The 20,721-nt window shown below is 52.9% G+C and carries 17 protein-coding genes; 13 read left to right on the forward strand and 4 right to left on the reverse strand.

The genetic code is table 11. The features are described 5' to 3' along the window. Window positions 1-60: 60 nt before the first annotated feature. The 3 genes from ccsB to Q9I99_RS08900 form a co-directional block, all read right to left on the reverse strand. Window positions 61-1,248, reverse strand: a complete 1,188-nt coding sequence (ccsB, locus tag Q9I99_RS08890) for a c-type cytochrome biogenesis protein CcsB (protein WP_301667543.1) — start codon at window positions 1,246-1,248, stop codon at window positions 61-63. Then, complete coding sequence (locus Q9I99_RS08895) at window positions 1,232-3,193, reverse strand: cytochrome c biogenesis protein ResB (RefSeq protein WP_301667549.1); 1,962 nt, start codon at window positions 3,191-3,193, stop codon at window positions 1,232-1,234. The genes ccsB and Q9I99_RS08895 overlap by 17 nt, the downstream gene beginning before the upstream one ends. A gap of 277 nt (window positions 3,194-3,470) precedes the next feature. Continuing rightward, complete coding sequence (locus Q9I99_RS08900; RefSeq protein ID WP_127231103.1) at window positions 3,471-4,094, reverse strand: c-type cytochrome; 624 nt, start codon at window positions 4,092-4,094, stop codon at window positions 3,471-3,473. A gap of 205 nt (window positions 4,095-4,299) precedes the next feature. Between Q9I99_RS08900 and yihA the strand changes: the two genes are divergently transcribed. Further along, window positions 4,300-4,929, forward strand: a complete 630-nt coding sequence (yihA, locus tag Q9I99_RS08905; protein WP_301667542.1) for a ribosome biogenesis GTP-binding protein YihA/YsxC — start codon at window positions 4,300-4,302, stop codon at window positions 4,927-4,929. A 119-nt stretch (window positions 4,930-5,048) separates the two neighbouring features. Here yihA and Q9I99_RS08910 read toward each other — a convergent pair whose 3' ends face one another. Further along, the gene (locus tag Q9I99_RS08910; protein ID WP_301667541.1) at window positions 5,049-7,445 is read right to left on the reverse strand and encodes a penicillin-binding protein 1A; all 2,397 of its coding nucleotides are present in this window, start codon (window positions 7,443-7,445) and stop codon (window positions 5,049-5,051) included. Window positions 7,446-7,595: 150 nt separating this feature from the next. Here Q9I99_RS08910 and pilM point away from each other — a divergent pair, with 150 nt between their 5' ends. From pilM to Q9I99_RS08970, 12 genes are all read left to right on the forward strand, one after another. Then, entirely contained in the window at window positions 7,596-8,711 is a 1,116-nt protein-coding gene (pilM, locus tag Q9I99_RS08915; RefSeq protein WP_301667540.1) for a type IV pilus biogenesis protein PilM, read from the forward strand. 2 nt (window positions 8,712-8,713) lie between these two features. After that, a complete protein-coding gene (locus tag Q9I99_RS08920; protein ID WP_107819766.1) occupies window positions 8,714-9,313 on the forward strand; it encodes a PilN domain-containing protein in 600 nt (199 codons plus the stop codon). Next, window positions 9,314-9,976, forward strand: coding sequence for a type IV pilus inner membrane component PilO (locus Q9I99_RS08925; RefSeq protein WP_301667539.1), 663 nt, complete (start codon window positions 9,314-9,316; stop codon window positions 9,974-9,976). Between the two features lie 17 nt (window positions 9,977-9,993). Continuing rightward, window positions 9,994-10,539: a pilus assembly protein PilP gene (locus tag Q9I99_RS08930; protein ID WP_301667538.1), complete on the forward strand. Its 546-nt coding sequence runs from the start codon at window positions 9,994-9,996 to the stop codon at window positions 10,537-10,539. A gap of 17 nt (window positions 10,540-10,556) precedes the next feature. Continuing rightward, window positions 10,557-12,734 carry a type IV pilus secretin PilQ gene (locus Q9I99_RS08935; protein ID WP_301667537.1) on the forward strand — a complete coding sequence of 726 codons (2,178 nt, stop codon included), beginning with the start codon at window positions 10,557-10,559 and terminating at the stop codon, window positions 12,732-12,734. 1,083 nt (window positions 12,735-13,817) lie between these two features. After that, entirely contained in the window at window positions 13,818-14,330 is a 513-nt protein-coding gene (locus tag Q9I99_RS08940; protein ID WP_301667536.1) for a shikimate kinase, read from the forward strand. A 79-nt stretch (window positions 14,331-14,409) separates the two neighbouring features. Continuing rightward, window positions 14,410-15,489: a 3-dehydroquinate synthase gene (gene aroB, locus Q9I99_RS08945; protein ID WP_301667535.1), complete on the forward strand. Its 1,080-nt coding sequence runs from the start codon at window positions 14,410-14,412 to the stop codon at window positions 15,487-15,489. 628 nt (window positions 15,490-16,117) lie between these two features. Then, window positions 16,118-16,960: a class II glutamine amidotransferase gene (locus Q9I99_RS08950; protein ID WP_301667534.1), complete on the forward strand. Its 843-nt coding sequence runs from the start codon at window positions 16,118-16,120 to the stop codon at window positions 16,958-16,960. Between the two features lie 29 nt (window positions 16,961-16,989). Next, a complete protein-coding gene (locus Q9I99_RS08955) occupies window positions 16,990-17,454 on the forward strand; it encodes a transcriptional regulator NrdR (RefSeq protein ID WP_118997011.1) in 465 nt (154 codons plus the stop codon). A gap of 32 nt (window positions 17,455-17,486) precedes the next feature. Continuing rightward, a complete protein-coding gene (gene ribD, locus Q9I99_RS08960; RefSeq protein WP_301667533.1) occupies window positions 17,487-18,596 on the forward strand; it encodes a bifunctional diaminohydroxyphosphoribosylaminopyrimidine deaminase/5-amino-6-(5-phosphoribosylamino)uracil reductase RibD in 1,110 nt (369 codons plus the stop codon). A gap of 194 nt (window positions 18,597-18,790) precedes the next feature. Then, the gene (locus Q9I99_RS08965; protein ID WP_301667532.1) at window positions 18,791-20,212 is read left to right on the forward strand and encodes a lipopolysaccharide biosynthesis protein; all 1,422 of its coding nucleotides are present in this window, start codon (window positions 18,791-18,793) and stop codon (window positions 20,210-20,212) included. Then, a partial coding sequence (locus tag Q9I99_RS08970) for a glycosyltransferase (protein ID WP_304666211.1) occupies window positions 20,209-20,721 on the forward strand: 513 nt, incomplete at its 3' end. The genes Q9I99_RS08965 and Q9I99_RS08970, both read left to right, overlap by 4 nt.

Raw genomic sequence — 20,721 nt, forward strand, 5'->3', positions numbered from 1 at the left:
CCGGCGCGCCCGAAGCGGGAAATGCCGTCTGAAGCCTTCAGACGGCATTGTCGCACCGTATCAAAGCGTTCCGTAAGAATGCAGCCCGCTCAAAAACATATTGACCCCGACAAAGGCAAAGGCAGTGACAAACAGTCCGATTACCGCCCACCAAGCCAACACGCGCCCGCGCCAGCCCGCCACCAGCCGCAAATGCAGCCACACGGCGTAATTCAGCCAAACGATAAACGCCCACGTCTCTTTCGGGTCCCAGCTCCAATAACGCCCCCACGCGTCCGCCGCCCACAGCGCACCCAAAATGGTCGCAATGGTAAAGAACAAAAAGCCGACGGCAATCGCCTTATACATCACCTCGTCAATCAATGCCGACGGCGGCAGCCACAGTTTTCCGCCTTTTTCTTCCGCACGCAGGGAAAACAGCTCGGCAATGCCCAACATCGCGGAAATGCAAAACGCGCCGTAACCGATAAAGTTTGCCGGAACGTGGATTTTCATCCACCAAGACTGGAGCGCGGGAATCAGCGGCTGGATGGTGTGCGCCTCGCGGGACACGCTGTACCACAACACAAAGCCGACGACGACCGCCATAAAGCCGAATACGAATCCGCCCAGTTTTTGCACGGCGAATTTTCTTTCATAATACAAATACATCAGCGCGGTAATCACCAGAAACAGGATGAAGACTTCATAAAGGTTGGAAACCGGAATATGCCCCGCATCGGGACGGAGCAGATAGCTTTCGTGCCAACGTACCAGCAGACCGGTAAAGCCTGCTACGGCAGACACCCATGCAAACACGGTTCCCATACCCAACAGCGTGTTGGTCGGCACATTTTTTACGCTTGCCAAAACCGCGCCCGAAATATAGGCAAACAGGGCGAAAAAGACGAATGCACACTGCCACATAATCGCCGACTGGCTGCTGAGGAAATACCGCAGCAGGAAACCGTCTGCCGATTTGATGTTGCCGCCGTACAAACCGACGGCAGCATAAGCAAGCAATACGCCCAAAGGGATAAATCCGCGCATCGGCTTGAAAAACCAGCCCAAAAACACGGCAATACCGGCACTTGCCCACAGAATGGCCGTTTCGTAAACATCCAGCCGGATACCGAAACGCGCCTGAACAAACACCGCCCCCCCGAACACCGACAGGGCAAACAGCCAATCCGGGGCATTCAGGTTGCGGATAAAGGATTTTTCAAGCAGGAGCTCGTGTTCGGGCAGGGTTTTAATGTGTTGCGTCATAATTCAAATCCTTACCGAGCCGTTGCAGACTCTCGACGTGTTTTGGAAACTCTTTTTGCACATCCCGTTCGCTGCGGGCGGAAGACATAGCAAAGCGGATTTTGCCGTCTGAAAACAACAGCCACGCCCGCTTTTCGCGTATATAAAACATAAATACCGTACCCAATACCAACAGCACCGAGCCGAAATAAACCAAAACCGCGCCCGGCGAGCGGGTCATCTGCAAACCTGAGGAACGCACTTCCGAAAACCCGTCAAGTTGCAGCAGCATAGGGGCGGGATATTCCGTCAATCCCGTGTATGCATCCATACTGTGCAGCAGGAAACGGTTCCGCGCTTCATCCTGCTGCCATTCGGGCAAGCCGTACCGGCGTATGGCCTCATCCAAAGCGGCGTTCATCACGCCGTAAAGCATTTCGTAGAAATAGCCCTGCATCTTATCCTGCTGCTCTTTCGGGATATTGGACGTAATAAATTCGTCCAATCCCAAATAGCCTTTTTGTGCAAAGATGTTCAGCGTGTTTTCCGCCGCCAGCATGAATTGTTCGCGGATTTCGGCAGGTGCGTCTTTGGTTGCGTCGGCAACCAGACGTTTGCGCCCTTCCCCATCTTTCAAAAACTCGCGCAATGCCATGAAAGTGTCCGCTTTCCCTTGTTTGTCCAAAGGAATACGCAGCCAGCGATATTGCTGTTGCAAACCGCTGCGCGTGCCGGTCAGCCAAAAATAATCTTTGTCCTGCAAAATCGGCAGCATATAGTTTTTATATTCGACCGCCTGCCCTGCCGCATCACGGATGCGGTACACGATGGAAGGACCGATATTGGTGTATTTTTTACCTTCCTGAGTAACGGCGCGGACATCGTTCAGCGTGGATTTCAAGCTTTTTTCCCGTTCCGCGCCCTCGCTCATGTCCTCCACATTCATAGAGGTAAACTGATCGAACTCAAGACGATATTTGTGTTTGCCAATTTCCAACGGAAACTGCCGCATGGATGTTGCCTTCAACACGACAGGCTCGCGCGAAGCATCACCCAAATTCCACGCCTTGAATGTCAAATCCGAACCGCCGTCGGCAAAACTCGCCTGATAAATCGTGATGCCGTGCAAAGTCAAAGGATGGTTCACGCGAATGGTCCGCTCGAGTTTCTCACCGGTTGCCTTGTCCGTTACTTCAATATCACTGGCAAAATCGCGCGGCATACCGGTATTGTAAAAGTCGATATGAAATTTTTTCAGTTTGACTTCAAAAGGCAAGTCCTGAACCAACATCCCGTTGTCAGCATTAAGGAAAACCACATCCGCACTTTGCCCTTCGGAAATATTGACGTTGCCCCTAAATGAGAGATTGGACGCACCCAAAATACTTTCGGGCTTGAAATCCTTAGCATAAACCGCCTGATTGTCCGGAACAATCCGACCGGTCAGCATACCCAGTTTCAACAGCAGGTTACTGTCTATCAGCCCACCCAGGCAAATGACAATCAAAGCAATATGGGCAAAGATATAGCCCCATTTGTTCATCGTGCCTTTTTTGGCGGCAATCAGAACCGACCCGTCCTCACGGCTGACGGTTTTTCCCTGAAAACCCTGCACCTCCAAATAACGTTTGGCAACTTCGGGCGCAATTTTTACATCCAACAGCGAAGAATGGCGCATCGCCGCCAAAGATTTTTCTTTAACCTTTTCCCGAAAAGACTTCATTTCGCGCCAGAACGGCGGCACATTGCGAATCAGGCACAAACTGGTTGAGATGACCAAAAAGAGCATAATGACAACGAACCATGCCGAAGCATAGACATCATACAGTCCCAGAAAACCAAAAATCTGCACCCAAAACGGTCCGAATTTGACCAAATAATCTGTCTGCGGCTGGTTTTGCTGTAACACCGTGCCGATAACCGATGCAATACCCAGCAGACTGAGCAAGGCGACCGCAAAACGCATCGAACTGAAAAAAGCGAACCACGGATGTAAAAGAAGCGGGGTAGATCTACGGGATTTACTCATTGTGTGTTTCTTCCGCAATCAGGAATATAGAAGACGGAATCGGACAATAAAGGACACTCTGCTCCGATTCTACTGTCTTGATGCCTTTTATTTCAAGACTATAAAGATGGTTTATATCAATCCTAACAAATGCGATTTAGAAAACTTATCGCAAAATTGTCTGAAGCCGTCTGAAAACCTTTTCAGACGGCTTCTGAAGCAGACCCTTGGATGATTAACGCAAACCCTGGATAAAGTTAGCAACTGCTTTTAAATCTTCTTCGGACATTCGGTTTGCAATATCCGCCATAATGGCATTTTTGCGCTGACCGGATTTATAAGCGTTCATCTGGTCGATAATATATGCCTGATGTTGTCCTCCCAAGCGCGGATAAGCCTGAATTTCACTCCCCCCCCCGGGCATACCTGCACCGCTCGGACCGTGGCAGGACATACACGCCGGCAATTTTTTATCGCTCAAACCGCCGCGATAGATTTTCGCGCCCAATTCGGGATTTTCCTTAGGATTGGCTTCGCCGGATTTGGGCTGCTGTTTGGCATAGAATGCGGATACATTCAAAATATCCTGATCGCTCAAATTCATTACCATCGGTTTCATCACAGCTGCCGACCCGTGGGTGCGTTTGCCGTCGCGGATACCGATAGTTTGATGATAGATGTAAGCAGTATGCTGTGCCGCCAAACGCGGATACATCGCAATGCCGCTGTTACCGTCTGCTGCATGGCAAGCCGCACAAACCGTTGCGGCAACCTGTTTGCCTTTTTCCACGTCTGCTTTGGGAGATGCGGAAACCGCACCGGCAGCCAAAACAAAGGCCAATAAAGTCAATCGTTTCATGGAGTGCTCCTGATTACAGCATTGGATAACGCAACAATGCTCTTTTTATATTCAAATACGGGATTTTTAATCCGATTAAAACCGATGATTCTGCAAACGTGATATTCTATACTAAATTTACATTAAATTACTACTGTGTTTCACATAAAACCAACCGCATATTTTTGCTGTCGGTCAAACGGCGGCAGAAAACAAGGATATGTCCATGAACCTTTTTCAAAACGCCAAATTCTTCACAACGGTAAACCATCTCAAAGACCTGCCGGACACATCGCTCGAAATTGCCTTTGTCGGCAGGAGCAATGCCGGAAAATCCAGTGCCATCAATACCCTGACCAACCATGTCCGTCTTGCCTACGTTTCAAAAACACCGGGACGGACGCAGCATATCAACTTTTTCGAGCTGCAAAACGGCAATTTTATGGTCGATTTGCCCGGCTACGGTTATGCCCAAGTCCCCGAAGCGGTACGCGCACATTGGGTCAATCTGCTCGGCGACTACCTCCGCCATCGGAAACAGCTTATCGGTCTGATTCTGATTATGGATGCCCGCCATCCTTTAAAAGAACTCGACATCCGTATGCTGGACTTTTTCCACACCACAGGCCGGCCGGTTCACATCCTGCTGTCAAAAGCCGACAAATTATCCAAAAGCGAACAGATAAAAACCCTGTCCCAAGTCAAAAAACTGCTCAAACCTTATTCCGACAGGCAAAACATCAGCGTACAGCTGTTTTCCAGCCTGAAAAAACAAGGTATTGACGAAGTCAACCGAACTGTCGGAAGCTGGTTTGACGCAGCAGATGCCACCGCTTCCTCTCCAGAGGAAGACTGAACCCATTATACGGAAACCGTATTTCCCCCACTTGACCGACCGCAAACATTTAAAAAATTGCCACTGCCAAATCTAAAATGCCGTCTGAAAGACTTTTCAGACGGCATTTCGCGGAGTCTTTAAAACAGAGAATCCAACTGCTGCTGTTTGGAATCCGTATTGCTCGGAAGCGCCGGCGTTTCCTGTACATCCTGACGCGTTTCGTCAGACCTTCCCTGCTGTTCTTTTTCTACTGCCGCTTCATCATCTTCTCTTGCCCGTCGGGAAGGTTGCGGCGCAATACCGCTGTTGTCCAGCATCAAGCCTGGATCGGTTACCATACGTTCTTTCATATAGTATTCGCCATTGCTGCTGACCACACCCTCAGGCATTTTCATCCCTTTGCCCTGCTTTCCTTTCAACGCAAAACGCATATAGTCCACCCAAACCGGCACCGCAATCGTACCGCCGTAGCCGGCACGCCCCATACTCTTAGGTTTGTCGAAGCCGATATATACGGCAGTAACCACATCAGGGTTAAACCCGACAAACCACGCATCCTTATTGTCATTGGTCGTACCCGTTTTACCGGCAATATCCGTTCTTCCCAACGCAGCTGCCCCCCTTGCCGTACCGACACGGACCACATCCTGCATAATCTTATACATAATATAGGCATTGCGCGGATCGATTGCCTGAGGCGCATTTTGCCCGGCCACCAAAGGTTGCATTTGGGCACGCAACCTGCCGTCTCTGTCATAAATCTTATCGATCACGTGCGAAGAAACCCTATATCCGCCGTTCGCAAATACGCTATATGCCTCCGCTATCCTCAACGGTGTCGTCTCGCCCGTACCTAAAGCCATAGACAGGCTGACAGGCAGCTCGGACGGTTTGAAGCCGAAACGCCGGATATACTGTTGCGCGTAACCGACACCGATAGACATCAAAATACGGATGGAAACCATATTCTTGGAAGCTGTCAGAGCCTGCCTTAAAGTGATATATCCCGAATATCTGCCGTCTGAATTTTTAGGTGTCCAAACCGAACCGTTCGGCCCTTTCCCCGGCAGGGAAATCGGCGCATCGTTAACCATTGTGGACGCGGTCATACCCTTAGATAATGCCGCCGAATAGACAAACGGCTTAAAGGTCGAACCCGGCTGCCGCATTGCCTGAACGGCACGATTGAATGTTTTGCTGTGAAAATCATAACCGCCGACCAGCGCGCGCACCGCCCCGGTTTTCGCATCCAGCGAAACCAAAGCACCTTGCAGGAGCGGCTCTTGAACCACCGCCCAACGCCCGCCATTGTTTTTGACACGGATGACCGCGCCCCTGCGGATACGATCCTCACCCATTTTCTCATTATCGACCGCGCGGGCCGCAAAACCCAAGGCACGCCTGTCAAGCGTAACCCGCCTGCCGCCGGGAAGCTGTATGACGACATTTTTCTTTTTAGTAACATCCAACACAACGGCGGGAATCATTTTATCGACGGTATAGAGTCCCGACAGATACTGGCTGACAGTCTCCTCGACATCTTCACTCTTACTCAAATCGATATAGTTTTCCGCACCGCGGTAGCTGCTGCCGCGATCGAAATTCCGTAGAGCCTTGCGCAATGCCTCAGTTGCCACCTTCTGATGATCGGTGCGGACCGTGGTATAAACCTTAAAACCCTGCGTATAGGCATCTTCACCGTATTTCTCATACAGTTCCTGACGCACCATTTCCGCCACATATAAAGCACTCTGATCGATTTTCTGAACAAACCGCTCGTAATGCAGCTCCTCATTCAACGCCTGATCGCGCTGTTGCACGGTAATCATCTTCTCCTCGAGCATATTGTTCAAAATATACTTCTGGCGCAACTTGGCACGTTCCGGATTAACAATCGGATTATAGGCAGACGGAGCCTTGGGCAGTCCCGCAAGCATGGCAGCTTCCGCCAAAGTCAAATCTTGGACATTCTTATTGAAATAGATTTGCGCGGCAGATGCAAAACCATAGGCGCGCTGACCGAGGTAAATCTGATTGAAATACAACTCGAGGATTTTGTCTTTGCTTAAAGACTGCTCGATCTTATAGGCAAGCAACGCCTCATTGAATTTGCGTGTGAACGTTTTTTCACTGCTCAAATAAAAATTTTTCGCCACCTGCTGTGTAATCGTACTCGCACCCGACTGCACGCTGCCGGACACGACATTGCCGACGGCAGCGCGGGCAACACCCCAAACATCCACCCCCCAATGCCGGTAAAAGCGTTTGTCCTCGGCGGCGATAACCGCATTCCGCAACACCTCGGGGAAATCGCCGATTTTTGTAAATTCGCGCCGCTGCTCCCCATACATACCGATGACTTCTCCATCCGCCGAATAAATAGTCAACGGCATTTTAGGCTGGTAATGCTGCAAAGAATCCAAAGACGGCAGTTTCGGATACGTTACCAAAATAGCAATGGCAACCAGCCCCACTCCAAATACACATAATCCAAAAACCAAACCAAAACAGGTAGTTATAATCTTTTTAATCATAGCTGAATGATAATTTACCATTATCGGTATTAAATAAAGTAAAATAGCAGCCGATTTCTACAAAGCACAGTTTCAACGTGTAAAAAACAAGAAATCCATTACGGATACCGAAACGGTTACTCACTGTACAAATAAAGTAGGAACTTCATCATGCGCTTGTTTAACAGCTTGAAAAACCCTAAAAAAACAGATGCCAAGCCCCAAAAGAAATCCTCAGGGCTCAATAACCGCACGGCAATCGGCGTCGACATCGACCAACATTCCATCAAAATGGTCCAATTGTCAGGACGTAGTTTAAACCAAATCCAATTGGAAAAATACATTATTGTCAAACTGCCGAAAAATATTGTCCAAGGCAACAAAGTTCAAAATTACGATCAACTTGTTACATATTTGCAACAAGCCTATTCCGAACTGGGTGCTTCGTGCAAAAACATCATCGCATCCGTCCCGCAAAATCTGACAACCATCGAACAATTGACCTACACGGCCAAAGATGCGGAATTAGATCTGCAGGGGTTCGTGGAGTCCTCCATCTCCGAAGTCAGCTCAATATCGCTCGAAGAAGCCAATTACGACTATCAGGTCTTGTCCCAATCGGCCGCCGGCGAAGCTGTTTTGGCCGTTGCATCGAGAAAGGATGAAATCGAACCCCTGATTGACGCATTCAACGCCGCCGGTATGAAATTATCCGCGCTTGATGTGGACATTTTCGGGCAATACAACGCCTACGCGCTGTGGATAAACCATTTCGCCCCCGAACTTGCAGCCGAAAAAGTCGCCATTTTCGGCGTATATGCCGCACAAACCTACGCCTTGGTCATCCAAGACGGAAAAATCCTATACAAACAGGAAACCTCCGTCAGCGAAGAACAGCTCAACCAACTCATCCAGCGCACCTATCAGGTGACAGAAGAAAAAGCGGAAGAAATCATCAACTCCCCGCAAAAACCTTCCGATTACCAAGAAAGAGTGGCAGACCATTTCAACCAGCAGATTACCCAAGAAATACAAAGGGTCTTGCAGTTTTATTACACCACGCAGACCGCAGACGATATGACCGACATCAAGCATATCCTACTGACGGGGGAAGCGGTGCGCCAGGAAGGCATCGCCCAAACCGTCGCCTCGCAAACCAATGCGGATGTACAATGCGTCCATCCCGCACGTTATTTTGCGGACGACCTCAAAACAGACAAACAACAATTCGAACTTGATGCGCCGACACTGACCAGGGCGTTCGGTTTGGCGGTACGGGGATTATAATTATGAACAATTTAATCAAAATCAACCTCCTCCCCTACAGGGAAGAGATGGACAAGCGCAAACAGCAGCAGTTTAAAATGCTGATGTACGGCGCCGTGCTGACGGGCGTTGCCGCCGTTGCGGCAACCTACCTGTTTATCGACAACATGATCAATAACCAGTCGGAAAGAAACACGCTGCTGGAAACCTCCATCGCACACTTGGATACCGAGCTGTCAGAAATACAAAAGCTCAAACAGGAAAAAGATGCCTTCCTGATTAAGAAAAACAAAATCGAGGAACTCCAACTCAAACGCCTCCAAGCCGCAAAAATCCTCGACAGCCTGAATGAGGCCGTCCCCGAAAGCACCTACCTGACCTCGCTGGATGCCGTTACCGCCGACTCTTACCGGCTCAACGGCAGGACATCCAGCGACAACCGCGTTGCCGCCATGATGAGGGCGATGCCTAATACCGGCATATTCAAGCAACCCGAATTGTTAAGCATCAAGAAAAACAATTCGTATCAAGAATTTACCCTTCAGGCAACATTACAACCTATCGTAAAGGCGGCCGAATCCAAAGAGAATCCGGCTTCGGGAAATGCACAGGAGGCAAACTGAATGGCTTCTAAATCATCTAAAACCAACTTGGATCTCAACAATCTTCACCTGCTCAACCTTCCTGCCAGGCTTTTTATCGCCCTGCTGGTCGTTGCCGCCATGCTGGGGCTCGGTTATGCCGGATTGTTCAAAAGCCAGATGGAATCCCTTGAGGAATATGAAGCAAAAGAAACCGAACTGAAAAACACCTACAAACAGAAAAGTATCGACGCGGCCAGTTTGGACAACCTGAAAGAAGAGCTTGCCTCCATCCGATCCGCCTTCAACATTATGCTGAAACAGCTTCCGACCGATTCCGAAATTCCCAATCTGGTTCAAGAGCTTCATCAGGCGGGTTCGAGCAACGGCCTGCGCTTGGACAGCGTCATACCGCAGCCGCCTGTTGACGACGGCCCGATACAAAGGCTGCCCTATTCCATTTCCATTACCGGAAACTACAATCAAATCAACCAGTTCACGCGCGATGTCGGCAGCCTTTCGCGGATTATCACCCTTGAATCGCTCAAAATCACCCAATCCTCCGAAAACGGAGGGGGGGCGGACGGCAAAAGCAACATCCTGAACCTCAGCGCCATTGCCACTACCTATAAGGCAAAATCCATAGAAGAACTTGCCGCACAACAGCAGGCTGCAGAAGCGGCACAAAATGCCGAACAAAAATAACTTATGTTAGGGAAACCATGAAATATTACGCCTTATTCATCAGCCTTGCCACCCTATCTGCCTGTTCCCAAGATGCTGAAGACCTGAACGGGTGGATGGCTCAGACACAGCAGGAAGCCAAAGCAGGAATCATACCTTTCCAAGCTCCGACCCTGCCGGTCGCGCCGGTATACAGCCCCCCTCAGACGACAGGACCCAACGCTTTCGATTTCCACCGAATGGAAGCCGCCAAAAAAGGGGGTAACGCCCCCGACACCAAGCGTATTAAAGAAACGCTGGAAAAATTCAGCTTGGAAAACATACGCTATGTCGGCATTGTGAAGTCCGGTCAGAAAGTATCCGGCTTCGTTGAAGCCGACGGTTATGTCTACACAGTCGGCATCGGCAACTATTTGGGGCAAAATTACGGTAAAATCCAAAGCATTACCGACGACAGCATCGTTTTGAACGAATTAATCGAAGACGGTACGGGCAACTGGGTTTCCCGCAGGGCGGAACTGCCTCTGAACGCTTCCGACAAAAACACCGAACAAGCGGCAGCACCCGCCGCAGAACAAAATTAAGAAGGGGATTAATCCATATGAATACCAAACTGACAAAAATCATTTCCGGCCTGTTTGTCGCAACCGCCGCCTTTCAGACGGCATCGGCAGGAAACATTACAGACATCAAAGTCTCCTCCCTGCCCAACAAACAGAAAATCATCAAAGTCAGCTTTGACAAAGAAGTTGTCAACCCGACCGGCTTCATAACCTCCTCACCGGCCCGCATCGCCTTGGACTTTGAACAAACCGGCATTTCCATGGATCAACAGGTACTCGAATATGCCGACCCTCTGTTGAGCAAAATCAGTGCCGCACAAAACAGCAGCCGTGCGCGTCTGGTTCTGAATCTGAACAAACCGGGCCAATACAATACCGAAGTACGCGGAAATGAAGTTTGGATTCTCATCAACGAATCGGACGATACCACATCCGCCCCCACCCGCCCCGCCGTAAAAGCCGCGCCTGCCGCACCGGCAAAACAACAGGCTGCCGCACCGTTTACCGAGTCCGTAGTATCCGTATCCGCCCCGTTCAACCCCGCAACACAACAAACGGCAGCTGTACAGGCAAAACAAACCAATATCGATTTCCGCAAAGACGGCAAAAATGCCGGCATTATCGAATTGGCGGCATTGGGCTTTGCCGGGCAGCCCGACATCAGCCAACAGCGCGACCACATCATCGTTACGCTGAAAAACCATACCCTGCCGACCGCGCTCCAACGCAGTTTGGATGTGGCAGACTTCAAAACACCGGTTCAAAAGGTTACGCTGAAACGCTTCAATAACGACACCCAGCTGATTATCACAACAGCCGGCAACTGGGAACTCGTCAACAAATCCGCCGCGCCCGGATACTTTACCTTCCAAGTCCTGCCGAAAAAACAAAACCTCGAGTCGGGCGGCGTGAACAATGCGCCCAAAACCTTCAAAGGCCGGAAAATCTCCCTTGACTTCCAAGATGTCGAAGTCCGCACCATCCTGCAGATTTTGGCAAAAGAATCCGGGATGAACATTGTTGCCAGCGATTCCGTCAACGGCAAAATGACCCTCTCCCTCAAAGACGTACCTTGGGATCAGGCTTTGGATTTGGTTATGCAGGCGCGCAACCTCGATATGCGCCAGCAAGGGAACATCGTCAACATCGCGCCCCGCGACGAGCTGCTTGCCAAAGACAAAGCCCTCTTACAGGCAGAAAAAGACATTGCCGATCTGGGTGCGCTGTATTCCCAAAACTTCCAGTTGAAATACAAAAACGTAGAAGAATTCCGCAGCATCCTGCGTTTGGACAATGCCGACACGACCGGAAACCGCAACACGCTTATCAGCGGCAGGGGCAGCGTGCTGATCGATCCCGCCACCAACACCCTGATTGTTACCGACACCCGCAGCGTCATCGAAAAATTCCGCAAACTGATTGACGAATTGGACGTGCCCGCGCAACAAGTGATGATTGAGGCGCGTATCGTCGAAGCGGCAGACGGCTTCTCGCGCGATTTGGGCGTTAAGTTCGGCGCGACAGGCAAGAAAAAACTGAAAGATGCAGACCGCGCATTTGGCTGGGGTGTGAACTCGGGTTTTGAAGGCGGCGACGGCAAATGGTCTGCCCAAACCAGCATCAACCTGCCGGTTGCCGCTGCCGCAAACAGCATTTCGCTGGTGCGCGCGATTTCCTCCGGCGCGTTGAATTTGGAATTGTCCGCATCCGAGTCGCTTTCAAAAACCAAAACGCTTGCCAATCCGCGCGTACTGACCCAAAACCGGAAAGAAGCCAAAATCGAATCCGGTACGGAAATCCCCTTCCAAGACACTTCAAGTTCGGGTGGCAGCAGCAGCACGACCACAACCTTCAAAAAAGCCGTATTGGGGCTGACCGTTACGCCGAACATCACGCCCGACGGGCAAATCATTATGACCGTCAAAATCAATAAAGACACACCTGTCGACTGTACCGTAAAAGATGAGACGACCAAGTGTATCCAAACCAAAAACCTGAATACGCAGGCTATGGTTGAAAACGGCGGCACTTTGATTGTAGGCGGCATTTATGAAGAAGAGAACGGCAATACGCTGACCAAAGTCCCCCTGTTGGGCGACATCCCCGTTATCGGCAACCTCTTTAAAACACGCGGGAAAAGCACCAACCGCCGCGAACTGCTGATTTTCATTACCCCGAGGATTATGGATACGGCCGGCAACAGCCTGCGCTATTGATGCGGCAAAATAAGGGCATATGTTTTATGGCATATGCCCTTTCTTTATGCTTTTGCCGCGCCCAAAATGCCGTCATTCCCGCTCAGGTGGGAATCCAACTTGTCCGGTTTCGCTTGTTTTTCGTCTCGTAACTTTTGAGCCGTCATTCCCGCGAAAGCGGAAATCCGGTCTCTTCAGTTTCGGTCATTTCCGATAAATTCCTGTTGCTTTTCATTTCTAGATTCCCACTTTCGTGGGAATGACGGCGGAAGGGATAAATCCTCACAATCCAAAGCCTCATCATTTCCACAAAAAACAGCAACCCGAAACACCCCGTCATTCCCGCGCAGGCGGGAATCTAGGTCTTTAAACTTCGGTTTTTTCCGATAAATTCTTGCCTCATTGAAATTCTAGATTCCCGCTTTCGCGGGAATGACGGGATATGGGTTTCCGTGCGGACGTGTTCGGATTTCCGCCTGCGCGGGAATGACGATTAGGGCATTCCTGACGATTCATCGAGCCGTAGGGTGGGCTTCAGCCCACCAATTTCACCGCATCAAGGGTTTTGGGGAATAGGCGTGATTCGGCGGTTTCGGTTTTCGGCGGAGTTGGTTGAAATCGGTGGGCTGAAGCCCACCCTACAGTCCACCCTACAACCCATCTTACGCATCCGCCTTACGCATTTATCCTGCGCCTGCCGAAATGCCGTCATTCCCGCGCAGGCGGGAATGACGGATTTTAGGTTGCTGTTCTTTGTTTTCTGTTTTTGCGGGAATCCGTTTTTTTGATCGGCTGTGTTTGAATATAGTATTGATAAACATATTATCTTCAATATATTCAATTGGATAATTGTTTACCTAAGCAAAGATAATTGCCTTTTCCTGACAAATAAGTGAAATCAACGGATTGTCAAAACACAGCCTGAAATAAAAAACCTCCCTGATTTCTTTTATTTTTCCTTAAAATCAGAAAGATTCGGGATGGTCGGGTTATTTTTCCAAACGTACCGCCGCCCTGCCGATTTCGTATAAAATCCTGCCGTAACCCGACAAGCCCGAACCCTGCCGCCCCGAAAGGCGGGGTGTCAAACATTAAGGAACCGTGATGAAAAACTTTAACGACAAACTCATCCTCATCGGACTGATGGGCGCGGGCAAAACCACGCTGGGCCGGCAAATGGCGCAGCGGCTGGATTACCGTTTTTACGACAGCGATCACGAAATCGCCGCAGCGGCGGGCGTTCCCATCCCCACCATATTTGAAATGGAAGGCGAACAGGGATTCCGTTCGCGCGAAACCGCCATACTCAGAAAACTGATTGTCCTGCCGCATATCGTCCTGTCCACCGGCGGCGGCGCGGTGTTAAAAGAAGAAAACCGCGCCCTTATCCGCAAAAGCGGCACAGTCGTCTATCTGCACGCGCAACCTGAGACGCTCCTCGAACGGACGCGCTGCGACAGTAGCCGCCCCCTTTTACAAGTTGCCGATCCCTTAGGCAGATTGCGCGAACTCTATACCGCACGCGACCCGCTTTACAGGCAAACCGCCGACTTCACCGTCGAATCGGGAAACTGCCGGGAAACCGTGCAAACCCTGCTCAAACGCTTATCCAGATAAACCGGCATATGCGCCGCGCCCAAAAAACCAAACCGCGCCCCGCCCGGCGGGCCGGCGGTTCAAACTTTAAGGAACAACAATGAAAACACTGACCGTACACGCACCTTCGCACACCTACCCTATCTTTATCGGCAACGGACTGCTGCCGCAGGCGGGCAGCCTGCTCCAACCGCATTTGGGCAAACGCACCGCCATCATCACCAACGAAACCGTCGCCCCACTCTACCTCGGCACGCTTCAGACGGCATTGGATGCGGCAGGCGTATCCCATTTCAGCATCATCCTGCCCGACGGCGAGGCGCACAAAAACTGGCAGACGCTCAACCTCATCTTTGACGGGCTGATGCAAAACCGCGCCGAACGCAAAACCACGCTCATCGCACTGGGCGGCGGCGTGATTGGCGACATGGTCGGCTTTGCCGCCGCCACCTACCAGCGCGGCGCACCGTTCGTTCAAATACCGACCACGCTGTTGAGTCAGGTCGATTCCTCCGTCGGCGGCAAAACCGCCATCAATCACCCGCTCGGCAAAAATATGATCGGCGCGTTCTACCAGCCGCAAGCCGTACTTGCCGACTTGGACACGCTGCACACCCTGCCCGCCCGCGAACTGTCCGCCGGTATGGCGGAAGTCATTAAATACGGCACGCTCGGCGACATCGGTTTTTTTGAATGGCTGGAACAGCATATGCCCGAACTGATGACGCTCGATCGGGAAAAACTCGCCCAAGCCGTGTACCGCTGCTGTCAGATGAAGGCAGACATCGTCGCCCAAGACGAAACCGAACAAGGCATACGCGCATGGCTCAACCTCGGACACACCTTCGGACACGCCATCGAGGCGGAAATGGGTTACGGCGTATGGCTGCACGGCGAGGCCGTTGCCGCCGGCTGCGTGTTGGCGGCGCGTTTGTCCGAACAACTGGGCAAAACCTCCGCCGCAGATACCGCGCGGCTCGCCGCCCTGCTCGAAGCCGCCGGACTGCCGTCCGCACCGCCCGTGTTTGCCTTTGAAAAATGGCTCGAACATATGAGCCACGACAAAAAAGTCAGCGGCGGCGTGATGCGCTTTATCGGTCTGAACCGGCTGGGCGAAGCCGTCATCACCGAAATTACCGACACGGACATCCTCCGCCGCACCCTGCAACCGTATCTCTGATCAGCCATACCGATGCCGTCTGAAGGGCGTTCAGACGGCATCGGCTTTACCGGTGTGCTGCCGCGCGGGTTTGACGCACGATGATGACTTTCCATCATCATTCTCCACGAAAGCGGGCATCTGGTTATTCCATATCGCAGGGATTTATCCGGAATAACGACAATCCGTCCGCCGTCATTTCCGCGCAGATGGAAATCCGGAAATTCAAAATCACTGGAATTTATCCGGAATAACAGCAACCCTGTCGCCGTCATTCCCGCAAAAGCGGGAATCCAGTCCGTTCCGTTTCGGTCATTTCCGATAAATTCCTGTTGCTTTTCATTTCTAGATTCCCACTTTCGTGGGAATGACGGCGGAAGGGTTTTGGTTTTTTCCGATAAATTCTTGAGGCATTGAAATTCCAGATTCCCGCCTGCGCGGGAATGACGGCTCAAAAGTTACGAAACGAAAAACAACCGAACCCCGACAGACCGGATTCCCGCCTGCACGGGAATGACGGAATCTTAAGTTTCCGTCTTTGTTTTCTGTTTTCGCGGGAATAATAGGGAACAAGCCGTATTTCAGACGGCATTTTCGGTTCGGGGTATAATCCGAATACTTGCGACCATCTGAATCATTTGGACAAACTATGTGTCAACTGCTGGGCATGAACTGCAATACGCCGACCGATATTATGTTTTCCTTTGAAGGCTTCCGCCGCAGGGGCGGCATTACCGACCATCATGCCGACGGTTTCGGCATCGGCTTTTTCGAAGGCAAAGGCGTGCGCCTGTTCCATGACGACAAGCCGAGTGCAAATTCCCCCGTCGCCGACCTCGTACGCGCCTACCAAATCAAATCGGAAAACGTCGTCGCCCATATCCGCAAAGCATCGCAAGGACAAACCTCGCTGGCGAACACTCATCCCTTTATGCGCGAAATGTGGGGCGGCTACTGGCTGTTTGCCCACAACGGGCATTTGGTCGATTTTTTTCCCGAACAGGGCGAATTTTTCCACCCCGTCGGCACAACCGATTCCGAACGCGCGTTCTGCCACATCCTCAACCGCCTGCGCACCCGCTTTGCCGTCCGTCCCGACGACGACACGCTGTTTGACGCGATTGCGGGGCTGACGCACGAAATCCGCAAGTTCGGGCTGTTTAACTTTATGCTTTCAGACGGCATTTCCCTGTTTGCCCACGCCAGCACGCTGCTGCACTACATCGTCCGCCAAGCCCCGTTCGGCAAGGCACGCCTGCTCGACGACGATGTAATGGTCGATTTTGCCGAAGTAACCACGCCGGACGACCGCGTTGCCGTTATCGCCACCCTGCCGCTGACCCGCGACGAATCATGGTCCCAACTTGCCGTGAACGAACTGGTCATGTTCCGCGAAGGCAAAATTATTTTAAACGACCGACCCCGTAACCCCGTCTATATGAGTGCCGAAGAAGGCCTGGAAATCGCACGCGCAGCCGGCGTATCGGTTTGACGTTCAGACGGCATCAGTGAGGAAATACCATGAAATGCCCGTTTTGCAGCCACCCAGACACCCGAGTTGCCGATTCCCGCCTGATGGAAGAGCGCAATACCGTCCGCCGCCGCCGCCACTGCCCCAGCTGCGGCAAACGCTTCGGCACACTCGAAACCGTCGAACTCAAAATGCCCGCCGTCATCGGTCCGGACAAAAAACGTTCGCCCTTCAATGCACAACGTCTCCGCAACGACCTGACCGCCGCCGCCCGAAAATCCGCCCTGACACCCGAACAGATTGACGAAACCGTCCGCCTGACGGAACACAGGCTCTACACTTCGGGTCTTCGCGACATCCCCTCTGCCGAACTTGCCGACATGGTGCTAAAAGAGCTGCTTGAGCACAACACGGAAGCCGCCGTCCGCTTCGCCGCCCTGCACAAACGCTTCGACAGCACGGAACATTTCGCCTCGTGGCTGGCGCAAGCCGTCAAAACAGGCGGCAAAACCTGATTCTCCCCAACCCATACTGATACGGTATCCCCATGTTTTCGGACACAGATACATCCATGATGCAAAAAGCCCTCGACCTTGCCGCTTTGGGGCGTTTTTCCACTTCGCCCAATCCGCGCGTCGGCTGCGTTATCGCACACGGCAGCCAAATTGTCGGGCAGGGCTTCCACGTCAAAGCGGGCGAACCCCATGCCGAAGTCCACGCCCTGCGTCAGGCGGGCGAAATGGCACAAGGTGCGACCGCCTTTGTTACCCTCGAACCGTGCAGCCATTACGGGCGTACCCCGCCCTGTGCCGAAGCTCTGCTCCGTTCCGGCGTAACACGCGTCGTTGCCGCCATGCGCGACCCCAACCCGCTGGTTGCAGGCAAAGGGCTTGCCCTGCTCGAAGCAGCGGGCATCAAGACGGAATGCGGGCTGCTTGAAAACAAAGCACGCGAACTCAACCGGGGATTTTTATCGCGCATCGAACGCCGCCGCCCCTTCGTCCGCCTCAAATGCGCCGTTTCGCTGGACGGCAAAACCGCGCTTTCAGACGGCAGCAGCTTTTGGATTACCGGCAAAGAAGCGCGTGCCGACGTACAGGTTTTGCGCGCCGAAAGCTGCGCGGTGCTGACCGGCATCGGCACGGTGTTGGCGGACAATCCCCAACTCAACGTCCGCGACTTCCCAACCCTGCGCCAACCCGCGCGCATCGTGTTAGACAGCCGCCTGCGCCTGCACCCGTACAGCCATTTGGTTACCGACGGACAATCTCCGACCTACATTGCCACCTTGGAACGCGATGAAGACAAACTCCGCCCCTATCGGGAACACGCACACATCCGCATCCTGATGCCGTCTGAAACGGCAGACGGCAAAATCGACCTGCACCACCTGATGCGCCTGCTTGCCGACGAAGGTTTCGGCGAAATCATGGTCGAAGCCGGTTCCCGACTCGCCTCCGCATTTTTGGCGGAAAATTTGGCGGACGAAATCGTCCTGTACCGCTCACCCAAAATCCTCGGCAACGGCAAAGACCTGTTTTCCCTGCCCGAAAACCGCGCCGCCCTTTCCGCAACGCCCTTGTGGACACCCGTTTCAAGCGAAATCCTCGGACACGACATCAAAACCGTGTTCCGAAAAAACGGCAACGCCTTTTAAAGGGTTTGCGCCGTTTCACTATATAATAACGCCGATAAAAAACGGCCCCGTTCAGACCGCCGCCCGCCCGGAAAAGCGCAAACCGGACTGCCGCACCCCGCCGGCAGCCGCGACGGACTGAAAGCCGTCAAATTCCGATCAAAAAAGGCTTCAGACGGCACCGGCGGCATCCCGCCTCCGCCCGGACATCAAAAATGGACACAAAAGAAATCCTCGGCTACGCGGCAGGCTCGATCGGCAGCGCGGTTTTAGCCGTCATCATCCTGCCGCTGCTGTCGTGGTATTTCCCCGCCGACGACATCGGGCGCATCGTGCTGATGCAGACGGCGGCGGGACTGACGGTGTCGGTATTGTGCCTCGGGCTGGATCAGGCATACGTCCGCGAATACTATGCCGCCGCCGACAAAGACACCTTGTTCAAAACCCTGTTCCTGCCGCCGCTGCTGTCTGCCGCCGCGATAGCCGCCCTGCTGCTTTCCCGCCCGTCCCTGCCGTCTGAAATCCTGTTTTCGCTCGACGATGCCGCCGCCGGCATCGGGCTGGTGCTGTTTGAACTGAGCTTCCTGCCCATCCGCTTTCTCTTACTGGTTTTGCGTATGGAAGGACGCGCCCTTGCCTTTTCGTCCGCGCAACTCGTGCCCAAGCTCGCCATCCTGCTGCTGCTGCCGCTGACGGTCGGGCTGCTGCACTTTCCGGCGAACACCGCCGTCCTGACCGCCATTTACGCGCTGGCAAACCTTGCCGCTGCCGCCTTTTTGCTGTTTCAAAACCGATGCCGTCTGAAGGCCGTCCGGCGCGCGCCGTTTTCGCGCCCCGTCCTGCACCGGGGGCTGCGCTACGGCATACCGATCGCACTAAGCAGCATCGCCTATTGGGGGCTGGCATCCGCCGACCGTTTGTTCCTGAAAAAATATGCCGGCCTGGAACAGCTCGGCGTTTATTCGATGGGAATTTCGTTCGGCGGGGCGGCATTATTGTTCCAAAGCATCTTTTCAACGGTCTGGACACCGTATATTTTCCGCGCAATCGAAGAAAACGCCCCGCCCGCCCGTCTCTCGGCAACGGCAGAATCCGCCGCCGCCCTACTTGCCGCCGCCGTCTGCCTGACCGGCATTTTCTCGCCCCTCGCCTCCCTCCTGCTACCGGAAAACTACGCCGCCGTCCGGTTTATCGTCGTATCGTGTATGCTGCCGCCGCTGTTTTGCACGCTGGTAGAAATCAGCGGCATCGGTTTGAACGTCGTCCGCAAAACGCGTCCGATTGCATTTGCCACCTTGGGCGCGCTGGCGGCAAACCTGCTGCTGCTGGGGCTTGCCGTACCGTCCGGCGGCGCGCGCGGCGCGGCGGTTGCCTGTGCCGCCTCATTCTGGTTGTTTTTTGTTTTCAAGACAGAAAGCTCCTGTCGCCTGTGGCAGCCGCTCAAACGCCTGCCGCTTTATATGCACACATTGTTCTGCCTGGCCTCCTCGGCGGCCTACACCTGCTTCGGCACACCGGCAAACTACCCCCTGTTTGCCGGCGTATGGGCGGCATATCTGGCAGGCTGCATCCTGCGCCACCGGAAAGATTTGCACAAACTGTTTCATTATTTGAAAAAACAAGGGTTTCCATTATGAAAATCATCCTGACCACTTCTATGTCGGGCTTGGGCGGCACGGAAACCGCCACCGTCCGCCTCGGGCGGCTGCTCAAACGGCGCGGGCACGACATCATCCTTGCTTCTTCGGACGGGCCTTTTGTCGGAGAGGCGCAAGCATCGGGCATCCGTTGGCAGCCGGTTGATTTTTACCGGGGCGGGCTTGCCGGCTACCTCAAAAGCACCTTTGCCTACGCCCGGATGCTGCGCCGCGAACAACCCGACATCATCGACTGCCAAATGGCGCGCGTCGTTCCAGCCTGCGCCCTTGCCGCCAAAATCGTTTCGCCGAAAACCAAAATCATCTACCACTCGCACGGTTTGGACGCGGCAACCTACCCCAAAATCGCCAAGCTCTTCGACAAGCTGGGCGTGTACATCATCGGCAACTGCAAACACGAGCGCGACAAACTCATCCGCCACGGCTTCCCCGCCGGCCGGATTGCCTACGCCTACAACGCACTCCCCCCCCCCCCCCCCCCCCCCCCC

This window comes from Neisseria basseii, assembly GCF_962707005.1.
GTDB classification, from domain to species: domain Bacteria; phylum Pseudomonadota; class Gammaproteobacteria; order Burkholderiales; family Neisseriaceae; genus Neisseria; species Neisseria bergeri.

Coding starts and splice junctions, on each gene's coding strand:
- ccsB (WP_301667543.1), bottom strand. CDS start 1,248: ATGACGCAACACATTAAAACCCTGCCCGAACACGAGCTCCTGCTTGAA.
- Q9I99_RS08895 (WP_301667549.1), bottom strand. CDS start 3,193: ATGCGTTTTGCGGTCGCCTTGCTCAGTCTGCTGGGTATTGCATCGGTT.
- Q9I99_RS08900 (WP_127231103.1), bottom strand. CDS start 4,094: ATGAAACGATTGACTTTATTGGCCTTTGTTTTGGCTGCCGGTGCGGTT.
- yihA (WP_301667542.1), top strand. CDS start 4,300: ATGAACCTTTTTCAAAACGCCAAATTCTTCACAACGGTAAACCATCTC.
- Q9I99_RS08910 (WP_301667541.1), bottom strand. CDS start 7,445: ATGATTAAAAAGATTATAACTACCTGTTTTGGTTTGGTTTTTGGATTA.
- pilM (WP_301667540.1), top strand. CDS start 7,596: ATGCGCTTGTTTAACAGCTTGAAAAACCCTAAAAAAACAGATGCCAAG.
- Q9I99_RS08920 (WP_107819766.1), top strand. CDS start 8,714: ATGAACAATTTAATCAAAATCAACCTCCTCCCCTACAGGGAAGAGATG.
- Q9I99_RS08925 (WP_301667539.1), top strand. CDS start 9,314: ATGGCTTCTAAATCATCTAAAACCAACTTGGATCTCAACAATCTTCAC.
- Q9I99_RS08930 (WP_301667538.1), top strand. CDS start 9,994: ATGAAATATTACGCCTTATTCATCAGCCTTGCCACCCTATCTGCCTGT.
- Q9I99_RS08935 (WP_301667537.1), top strand. CDS start 10,557: ATGAATACCAAACTGACAAAAATCATTTCCGGCCTGTTTGTCGCAACC.
- Q9I99_RS08940 (WP_301667536.1), top strand. CDS start 13,818: ATGAAAAACTTTAACGACAAACTCATCCTCATCGGACTGATGGGCGCG.
- aroB (WP_301667535.1), top strand. CDS start 14,410: ATGAAAACACTGACCGTACACGCACCTTCGCACACCTACCCTATCTTT.
- Q9I99_RS08950 (WP_301667534.1), top strand. CDS start 16,118: ATGTGTCAACTGCTGGGCATGAACTGCAATACGCCGACCGATATTATG.
- Q9I99_RS08955 (WP_118997011.1), top strand. CDS start 16,990: ATGAAATGCCCGTTTTGCAGCCACCCAGACACCCGAGTTGCCGATTCC.
- ribD (WP_301667533.1), top strand. CDS start 17,487: ATGTTTTCGGACACAGATACATCCATGATGCAAAAAGCCCTCGACCTT.
- Q9I99_RS08965 (WP_301667532.1), top strand. CDS start 18,791: ATGGACACAAAAGAAATCCTCGGCTACGCGGCAGGCTCGATCGGCAGC.